Genomic DNA, 9,842 nt, shown 5'->3' on the forward strand with positions numbered 1-9,842 from the left:
TTCTTTGACTACGCTAAATTAGGGGGCGTGGTTCAAGAACTCTTTCATAGTATTCATTATTTTTACCTATCGCCGCTATTCGTTAGCAAGCTAATAACTCGTTAATTTTATTGGTTTTTTGTTAAAGATAAGTAATAGGATAATATAAACGTAACGTAATGCGTTTTTTATATTACTTATTTATTTAATTCAAATGGTTAATCAGAGGATGGATACCATGTCAGCGTTTTCTGAGGCGATTAATTTACTTATTTCCGGGCACTATGCTGACCCGTTTTCGCTGTTAGGTATGCATCATTCTTCTAAAGGCCTTGAGGTTCGGGCACTACTGCCGGATGCGCAGGCAGTCTGGGTTGTGGATGCCAGCAATCGGCGAAAACTCGTCGAGCTGGAACGTATAGACGAACGCGGTTTTTTTTGTGGTGTAGTGCCGCGCCGGAAAAACGCCTTTCGTTACCAATTAGCGGTGACTTGGGGTGAAGAAACCTGGGTCATTGAAGATCCTTACCGTTTTGGCCCGCTGTTGCAGGATATGGACATTTGGCTTTTGGCTGAAGGTACCCACCTGCGACCTTACGAACGGCTAGGCGCACATCTGGAAACGCTGGACGGTGTTGAAGGCACGCGCTTCGCGGTCTGGGCACCGAATGCCCAGCGTGTTTCTGTGGTGGGGCAGTTCAACTTCTGGGATGGCCGACGTCACCCGATGCGGCTGCGACAGGAAAACGGTATTTGGGAACTGTTTCTGCCCGATGTGGAAGCGGGGCAGCTCTACAAATATGAAATGATCGACAGCCACGGCAACGTCAGGCTGAAGGCCGATCCGTATGCGTTCGAAGCGCAGATGCGCCCGGATACCGCCTCGCTGATTACACCGCTGCCTGAGAAAGTCCCGACCAGCGACGCCCGGCGTGAGGCGAACGGTCTGCGTTCACCGATCTCCATTTATGAAGTTCACCTTGGTTCCTGGCGGCGGCATACGGATAACAATTTCTGGCTGAGCTATGAAGAACTGGCGAATCAGCTGATTGATTATGTGCAGTACATGGGCTTCACGCACGTGGAGCTGATGCCGATTAACGAACACCCGTTCGATGGTAGCTGGGGCTATCAACCGCTGGGGCTGTATGCGCCCACGCGCCGTTTCGGTACCGCATCCGAGTTCAGAGCCTTTGTTGATGCGCTTCATGGGGCGGGTATCAACGTCCTGCTGGACTGGGTGCCGGGGCATTTTCCCAGCGATGAATACGGTCTGGCGCAGTTTGACGGCACCGCGCTGTATGAATACGCCGATCCGCGCGAAGGCTATCATCAGGACTGGAACACGCTGATTTATAACTATGGTCGCCATGAGGTGCGTAACTATCTGGCGGGCAATGCGCTGTTCTGGATGGAGCGCTATGGCATCGACGGCCTGCGGGTCGACGCCGTGGCTTCTATGATTTACCGCGACTACAGCCGCAGTGAAGGCGAGTGGGTACCGAACCATTACGGCGGTAAAGAGAACCTCGAAGCGATTGCGTTTCTACGTTACACCAACCACATGCTGGGTCATGCCGCGCCTGCGGCGATCACGCTGGCCGAAGAGTCCACCGATTATCCGGGCGTCACGCTGCCGCCGGACTGCAACGGGTTAGGGTTTCACTACAAGTGGAATATGGGCTGGATGCACGACACGCTGGCCTATATGCAGCACGATCCGGTTCACCGCAAATACCATCATGATTTACTGACATTCGGCATGTTGTACGCCTATAGCGAGAATTTCGTGCTGCCGCTGTCTCACGATGAAGTGGTGCATGGTAAGCGCTCGCTGCTGGATCGCATGCCTGGTGATGTCTGGCAAAAATTTGCCAACTTACGCGCCTATTACGGCTTTATGTGGGCGTATCCCGGCAAGAAGCTGCTATTTATGGGCAGCGAGTTTGCGCAAGGGCGTGAGTGGAATCACGACGCCAGTCTGGACTGGCATCTGCTGGATGAGCCGGAAGGCTGGCACCGCGGCGTGCAAACACTGGTACGCGATCTCAACCACTGCTATCGCCAGCAGCCGCCGCTGTATCAGTTGGATTTCCAGCCGCAGGGCTTTGAATGGCTGGTGGTGGATGATCGGGAAAACTCCGTCTTTGCCTTTGTCCGGCGCGATGAGCAAGGTAACGAAGTGCTAGTGGTCAGCAACTTCACGCCGGTTCCGCGCTATGGATACCGTATCGGCATTAACCAGCCTGGCGGCTGGCGAGAAGTGCTCAACACGGATTCGGTTCACTACAACGGTAGCGATACGGGCAATGTCGGGACGATTTACAGCGATGAGCACGCTAGCCATCAGCGCCAGCATTCTCTGGTTCTGACCATTCCGCCACTTGCCACGCTATATCTGGTGAAGGAGGCGTAAATGGCGGAATTGCAGACGGGCAAGCCGACGCCGCTGGGAGCCCGTTTTGATGGACAGGGCGTGAATTTTGCCCTGTTTTCGGCGGATGCCGAGCAAGTCGAACTGTGTGTATTTGATGAACATCAGCAGGAGCTGCGCATCGAACTGACCGCGCGCAGCGGCGATATCTGGCATGGCTATCTCCCTGATGCACAGCCGGGGCTACGCTACGGTTTCCGGGTTGATGGGCCGTTCGAGCCGTCGCAGGGTTTGCGCTTCAATCCGCATAAATTGCTGTTGGATCCGTGTGCCCGCCAGCTTGATGGCTGTGTGGTGGATGATGCTTGCCTGCAAGGCGGGATTAACCAGCGAGATGAACGCGATAGTGCTGACATGATGGCGAAGTGCGTGGTCACGGCGGAAGATTACGACTGGCAGGGCGACCAGCATCCGCACACGCCCTGGCATAAGACGGTGATTTATGAGGCGCATGTCCGCGGGTTGACGCAACTGCACCCTGATATCCCCGAAGATATTCGCGGTAGCTATGCGGCGTTAGGCCATCCGGTGATGATTGATTATCTGACATCGTTGGGCATCACGGCGCTGGAGCTGCTTCCGGTGCAGCAGCATGCCGATGAACCCCGGCTTCAGCAACTGGGGCTGCGTAACTACTGGGGCTATAACGTGCTGCTGCCGTTTGCCGTCGATAACAGTCTGGCGGCGGGTGACGATGCGCTGAATGAATTTCGCGATGCGGTGAAAGCGCTGCATCACGCGGGCATCGAGGTCATTCTGGATGTGGTGTTTAACCACACTGCTGAACTGGACGTCGAAGGCCCCACGCTGTGCCAGCGCGGCATCGACAACCGAAGCTACTACTGGCTGGGTGACAACGGCGAATACCCTAACTGGACCGGCTGCGGCAATGTGCTGCGCCTGAATCATCCGGCGGTGATCGACTGGGTGATGGACTGCCTGCGCTTCTGGCGTGAGGTCTGCCACGTTGATGGTTTCCGCTTTGACCTGGCAACGGTGTTGGGGCGTACCCCAGATTTTACTGCTGCCGCGCCGCTGCTATCCGCCATGAAAAATGACAGCCGTTTACAGGGCTGCAAGCTGATCGCCGAACCGTGGGACATCGGACATGGCGGTTATCAGCTCGGTCAATTCCCGACACCGTTTGCCGAATGGAGCGACCGCTACCGTGACGACATGCGCCGCTTTTGGCTGCATGGTGACATTTCTCTTGGCACATTCGCCCGCCGCTTTGCTGCCTCCAGCGACATCTTCCAGCAGCGCGACCGCCTGCCTTACGCCTCCATCAACAAACTGACAGCCCATGACGGCTTTACGCTGCGCGATCTGGTGAGTTTCAACCACAAGCACAATGACGCTAACGGCGAGGGCAACCGCGACGGCACAGGCAGCAATTTCAGCAATAACCACGGTACGGAAGGGCTGGAAGCGGATGACGACATTCTTCAACGCCGGCTGGCCAGCCAGAAGGCGCTGCTGACGACGCTGATTCTGTCGCAGGGAACGCCAATGCTGCTGGCGGGCGATGAACTGGGACACAGTCAGCAGGGCAACAACAACGCCTACTGTCAGGACAACGAATTGACCTGGCTGCACTGGGAAAATGCGGATCGCACACTGCGCGAGTTTGTCGCCGGATTGATCCAGTTACGCCGCACGATTCCGGCATTACAGCAGGAAACGTGGTGGCAAGAAGGGGATGGTGCGGTGCAGTGGCTGAACCGAGAAGGGCAGCCGTTGACGCCGCAGCAATGGGAGCAAGGGGAGCATCAGCTACAGATTTTACTTTCCGGTCGTTGGCTCGTGTTGTTTAACGCCAGCCTGCATGCCGGTGCGTTCATTTTGCCAGAAGGCCACTGGCAGGTTTCACCGCCGTTTGATGAGACGAATCCGCCTGAAGGTGGAATTTGGCACGGACACGCGCAGGCGGTAGGCGTCTTGATAAAACAGACCGCCTAAGCGCAAGCCATTAAAAGAATAATCAGGAGATAGCCATGGTAAATAACGACAAGCATGACCCTCTGATGTTGGCAAGACAGCTCCCTTTAAAATCCGTGGCATTAATTTTGGCCGGAGGCCGTGGAACGCGACTGAAAGGGCTGACGGCATTACGTGCCAAACCCGCCGTTCACTTTGGCGGCAAATTTCGCATTATTGATTTCGCGCTCTCTAACTGCCTGAATTCCGGCATCCGGCGTATTGGCGTGATTACGCAATATCAGTCGCATACGCTGGTGCAGCATATTCAACGCGGTTGGTCATTTCTGAATGCGGAAATGAACGAATTTGTGGATTTGCTTCCTGCGCAGCAGCGCCATTCGACCGATCACTGGTATCGGGGAACGGCAGATGCGGTGTGTCAGAATCTCGACATCATTCGACGCTATCGTGCGGAGTATGTGGTGATCCTCGCGGGCGATCACATCTACAAGATGGACTACTCACGTATGCTCATCGATCACGTGGAGAAGGGGGCGGAATGTACCGTCGCCTGTCTGCCCGTACCGATCGAAGAAGCCAGTGCCTTTGGCGTCATGAGCGTGGACAAACAGCATCGCATTCTCGATTTTACCGAAAAACCGGATAACCCGACGCCGATGCCAGATAACCCAGACATGGCGCTCGCGAGCATGGGGATCTATGTTTTTAATGCCGACTATCTTTATCAATTACTGGAAGCAGACCGTAACGCACCGGACTCTAATCACGATTTTGGGCAGGATCTGATCCCGAAGATCGTCTCGCAGCGTCTGGCCTGGGCTCACCCTTTCAACTTGTCCTGCGTCACGTCGGGTGAAGATGAACATCAGTATTGGCGGGATGTCGGCACGCTGGAAGCCTACTGGCGCGCCAATCTCGATTTGGCGTCCGTCACGCCGGAACTGGATGTGTACGATCGGCATTGGCCAATTCGTTCCGCGATTGAATCGCTGCCGCCCGCCAAGTTTGTTCAGGATCGTTCCGGCAGTCACGGCATGACGATGAACTCGCTGGTATCTGGGGGCTGCATCGTCTCGGGCTCTGTTGTCACGCATTCGGTGTTGTTCCCACGCGTGCGGGTGAATTCGTTTTGCAGTATCGATTCGACGGTGATCCTGCCAGATGTCAACGTGGGGCGCTCCTGCCGTTTACGCCGTTGTGTGATCGATCGTGCCTGCCACTTGCCCGAAGGCATGGTGATTGGTGAAAACGCGGAAGAGGATAGTCGCCGTTTTTACCGTTCGGAAGAGGGGATCGTGCTGGTCACGCGATCAATGTTGGAAAAGCTGTAAACACCATCGGAACGAGACGGGAGTAATAATGCGGGTCTTACATGTTTGTTCGGAGATTTTTCCACTATTGAAAACCGGTGGACTGGCGGATGTGGTTGGTGCGTTGCCCAGCGCGCAGATTGCGGCGGGGATGGATGCCCGTGTCATCCTGCCTGCCTTCCCCGATCTGAAAAAAGGCATCGCCAACCTACAGGTCGTGCGCGAGCTGGATACCTTCGCGGGACACGTCACGCTGCTGTTCGGCCATTTTAACGGTGTCGGTATTTATTTGATTGATGTGCCTGAGCTGTATGAACGCGCGGGCAGCCCTTATCACGACCCGGCACTTTATGCGTATGCCGACAACTACCTGCGGTTTGCGTTGCTGGGGTGGATGGGATGTGAAATGGCATGCGGGCTGGATCGCTACTGGCTGCCTGATGTTGTGCATGCCCATGACTGGCACGCGGGGCTGACCTGCGCTTATTTAGCGGCACGCAACCGTCCGGCGAAATCGGTCTTTACCGTTCACAATCTGGCCTATCAGGGACTGTTCGATGCCCGGCATATGCCGAATCTCCACCTGCCGAGTGAGTTCTTTCAGGTGTCTGGGCTGGAGTTTTACGGCCAGATTTCTTATCTCAAGGCAGGGCTGTACTACGCTGACCATATTACGACCGTCAGCCCAACCTACGCGCACGAGATTACGCTGCCGGCTTATGGCTACGGCATGGAAGGTTTGCTGAAAACGCGCGAAGAAGAAGGACGGCTATCCGGCATCCTCAATGGCGTAGACGAAACGATTTGGAATCCGGCGCACGATCCTTTACTCACCAGCCACTACAGCCGTGAGACGTTAGCAAATAAAGCTGAAAACAAACGGCGTTTGCAAACGGCGATGGGGCTGAAGGTGGATGAAAAGGCGCCCATTTTCGCCATCGTTAGCCGCCTGACTAGTCAGAAAGGGCTCGATATCGCGTTAAGCATCGTACCGGATCTGCTGGAGCAAGGTGGTCAATTGGTGGTGCTGGGCGCAGGGGATGCGGATTTACAGGAAGGCTTTTTGGCAGCGGCGGCAGAATATAACGGCCAGGTTGGCGTACAAATTGGCTATCACGAGGCCTTCTCGCACCGCATTATTGGCGGGGCGGATGTCATCATGGTGCCGAGCCGGTTTGAACCGTGCGGGTTAACGCAACTCTATGGTCTGAAATATGGCACGTTGCCGCTGGTGCGCCGAACCGGCGGGCTGGCGGATACGGTATCGGACTGTTCGCTGGAGAATCTGGCGGATGGGCTGGCAAGTGGGTTCGTCTTTAACGATTGCAGTGTGGGATCGCTATCCCGCGCGATTCGTCGTGTGTTTGTGTTGTGGTCCCGACCCACGCTATGGCGCTATGTGCAGCGTCAGGCGATGGCGATGGATTTTGGTTGGCAGGTTGCTGCTCAGGCTTATGGTGCGCTCTATCAACGCTTGTATACCCACTAGTTTTCCCGCTGCGCGTCATCCTCGTGCAATCTGAAAACGACAGGGTAGGGTAACACTCACTTGGGAATGAATATTATGAACTCGCCGTTTATCTATACTTCACCAACGCTCAGTGTGGAAGCGCTGAAACACTCTATTGCTTACAAGCTCATGTTTAGCGTGGGGAAAGATCCCTCTATTGCGAATAAACATGACTGGCTGAACGCCACGCTGCTGGCCGTGCGTGACCGGATGGTAGAACGCTGGCTGCGCTCGAATCGGGCACAGCTTTCGCAGGATGTGCGACAGGTCTATTACCTGTCGATGGAATTTTTGCTGGGGCGGACGTTGTCGAACGCGCTGCTGGCGATGGGACTGTATGACGATCTGAAGGCCGCGCTGGATGGCATGGGGCTGGAACTAGACGATCTGCTACAGGAAGAAAACGATCCCGGCTTAGGGAACGGTGGCTTGGGACGTCTGGCTGCCTGTTTTCTGGATTCACTGGCGACGATGGCGCTGCCGGGTCGCGGCTACGGTATTCGCTACGAATACGGGATGTTCAAACAGAATATTGTTAACGGCAGGCAGGCGGAATCGCCGGACTACTGGCTGGAATATGGTAATGCGTGGGAGTTCCCGCGCCACAGCACGCGCTATAAAGTGCGCTTCGGCGGCCGAATCCAGCAGGAAGGCAGCAAAATGCGCTGGCTGGAAACGGAAGAAGTTATCGCGTGTGCCTACGACCAAATCATTCCCGGTTTTGATACCGATGCCACCAATACACTGCGTCTCTGGGGCGCGCAGGCTAGTAACGAAATCAATCTGGGTAAATTCAATCAGGGCGACTATTTTGCGGCGGTGGAAGATAAAAACCACTCGGAAAACGTGTCGCGCGTGCTGTATCCCGATGATTCCACCTATTCAGGCCGCGAGCTGCGTTTGCGTCAGGAGTACTTCCTGGTTTCCGCGACAGTGCAGGACATTCTCAGTCGGCATTGGATGATGCATAAAACCTATGCCAATCTGGCGGAAAAATTTGCCATTCACTTGAACGATACGCACCCAGTGCTGGCCATCCCTGAGCTGATGCGTTTGCTGATCGATGAGCATAAATTCAAATGGATAGAGGCGTGGACCGTGGTGAGGAAAGTGTTCTCCTACACCAACCACACGCTGATGCAGGAAGCGCTGGAAACTTGGCCGGTTGATATGCTCGGTAAAATCCTGCCGCGCCATTTGCAATTGATTTTTGAAATTAACGAACATTTTCTGGAGTACGTCCAGAAAGAAGCACCTGATGACAACGAGCTGTTGGCGCGGGTTTCCATCATTGATGAAAACAACGGGCGTAAAGTTCGTATGGCGTGGCTGGCTGTGGTCGCCAGCCATAAGGTCAATGGGGTATCGGAGCTGCATTCGGATCTGATGGTGCAGTCTCTGTTTGCTGATTTCGCCCGTCTCTTCCCTAATCGATTCTGCAATAAAACCAATGGCGTAACACCACGTCGTTGGTTGGGATTGGCAAACCCAGGACTGTCCAAACTGCTGGACGACACCATAGGTCACAACTGGCGCACCGATCTGAGTCAGTTGAGCGAATTGAAACAGCACATCGATTATCCGGCGTTTGTGCAGAAAATTCGTAAGGTGAAGCTGAATAACAAGGTGCGTTTAGCGACCTACATGGCGGAAACGCTGAATATTGTGGTTAACCCGGAATCGCTGTTTGATGTGCAGATTAAGCGTATTCACGAATACAAGCGGCAACTGCTGAATGTGTTGCACGTCATCACACTCTATAACCGTATTAAGGATGACCCTGAGGTCGAACGTGTGCCGCGTGTTGTCATTTTTGCGGGTAAAGCCGCATCCGCCTATTACATGGCGAAACACATTATTAACTTGATCAACGACGTCGCGAAGGTGATCAATAACGATCTTACCTTGCACGATCGACTGAAAGTGGTCTTCATCCCGAACTACAGCGTGAGTTTGGCACAGATGATCATCCCAGCGGCGGATCTCTCTGAACAGATCTCGCTGGCGGGGACGGAAGCCTCCGGAACCAGCAATATGAAGTTTGCCCTGAATGGTGCGCTGACGATCGGTACGCTGGATGGGGCGAATGTCGAAATGCTGGAACATATTGGCGAAGAGAATATGTTCATCTTCGGCAACACGGCCGATCAGGTTGAAGCGCTGCGTCAGAACGGCTACAACCCACGACAATATTACGATCAGGACGAAGAACTGCACCGCGTGCTGACACAAATCACCACGGGCGTCTTTAGCCCTGATGATAGCCGACGCTACAGCGATTTGTTTGATTCACTGGTGAATTTTGGCGATTACTACCAGCTACTGGCAGACTATCGCAGCTATGTGGATACGCAGGATCGGGTAGATGAGCTGTACGAGAAAAAGGACGAATGGGCGCGCTGTGCCGTCCAGAATATTGCCAATATGGGCTATTTCTCGTCCGACCGCACCATCGGCGAATATGCAGAAGATATCTGGAATATCAAACCGATACGGTTGTGATGAGAGAAGGGCTTCCCTCTTATGACTCATTTTTAAAAAGACAACAGGCGTTCAATGAACGCCTGTTTACTAAGGCAAGAGGAGAACGGTGATATTTAGGCTATATCAGCCTATATGTAAACTTCCCCCGCCAATTAACACACCACCACAGCTCACTGCATCACCC

General features: G+C 54.2%; 5 protein-coding genes. All 5 read left to right on the forward strand.

Going from position 1 to position 9,842, the window contains the following annotated elements:
• The first annotated feature begins 217 nt into the window (after window positions 1–217).
• The 5 genes from glgB (at window position 218) to glgP (ending at window position 9,676) form a co-directional block, all read left to right on the forward strand.
• Window positions 218–2,395: a 1,4-alpha-glucan branching enzyme gene (gene glgB / locus H0248_RS19175; RefSeq protein WP_180787120.1), complete on the forward strand. Its 2,178-nt coding sequence runs from the start codon at window positions 218–220 to the stop codon at window positions 2,393–2,395.
• Window positions 2,396–4,372: a glycogen debranching protein GlgX gene (gene glgX / locus H0248_RS19180; RefSeq protein WP_180787121.1), complete on the forward strand. Its 1,977-nt coding sequence runs from the start codon at window positions 2,396–2,398 to the stop codon at window positions 4,370–4,372. It abuts the gene before it with no gap.
• A gap of 35 nt (window positions 4,373–4,407) precedes the next feature.
• Complete coding sequence (gene glgC / locus H0248_RS19185) at window positions 4,408–5,685, forward strand: glucose-1-phosphate adenylyltransferase (protein WP_180787122.1); 1,278 nt, start codon at window positions 4,408–4,410, stop codon at window positions 5,683–5,685.
• A 28-nt stretch (window positions 5,686–5,713) separates the two neighbouring features.
• Window positions 5,714–7,153, forward strand: a complete 1,440-nt coding sequence (gene glgA / locus H0248_RS19190) for a glycogen synthase GlgA (protein ID WP_180787123.1) — start codon at window positions 5,714–5,716, stop codon at window positions 7,151–7,153.
• 75 nt (window positions 7,154–7,228) lie between these two features.
• Window positions 7,229–9,676 carry a glycogen phosphorylase gene (glgP, locus tag H0248_RS19195; RefSeq protein ID WP_180787124.1) on the forward strand — a complete coding sequence of 816 codons (2,448 nt, stop codon included), beginning with the start codon at window positions 7,229–7,231 and terminating at the stop codon, window positions 9,674–9,676.
• Window positions 9,677–9,842: the final 166 nt, after the last annotated feature.

It is taken from the genome of Pectobacterium brasiliense (genome assembly GCF_013449685.1).
Lineage (GTDB): Bacteria > Pseudomonadota > Gammaproteobacteria > Enterobacterales > Enterobacteriaceae > Pectobacterium > Pectobacterium brasiliense_A.

What these genes read in the sequence shown, in the direction of transcription:
- glgB (WP_180787120.1), top strand. Translation starts at nt 218, where the DNA reads ATGTCAGCGTTTTCTGAGGCGATTAATTTACTTATTTCCGGGCACTAT.
- glgX (WP_180787121.1), top strand. Translation starts at nt 2,396, where the DNA reads ATGGCGGAATTGCAGACGGGCAAGCCGACGCCGCTGGGAGCCCGTTTT.
- glgC (WP_180787122.1), top strand. Translation starts at nt 4,408, where the DNA reads ATGGTAAATAACGACAAGCATGACCCTCTGATGTTGGCAAGACAGCTC.
- glgA (WP_180787123.1), top strand. Translation starts at nt 5,714, where the DNA reads ATGCGGGTCTTACATGTTTGTTCGGAGATTTTTCCACTATTGAAAACC.
- glgP (WP_180787124.1), top strand. Translation starts at nt 7,229, where the DNA reads ATGAACTCGCCGTTTATCTATACTTCACCAACGCTCAGTGTGGAAGCG.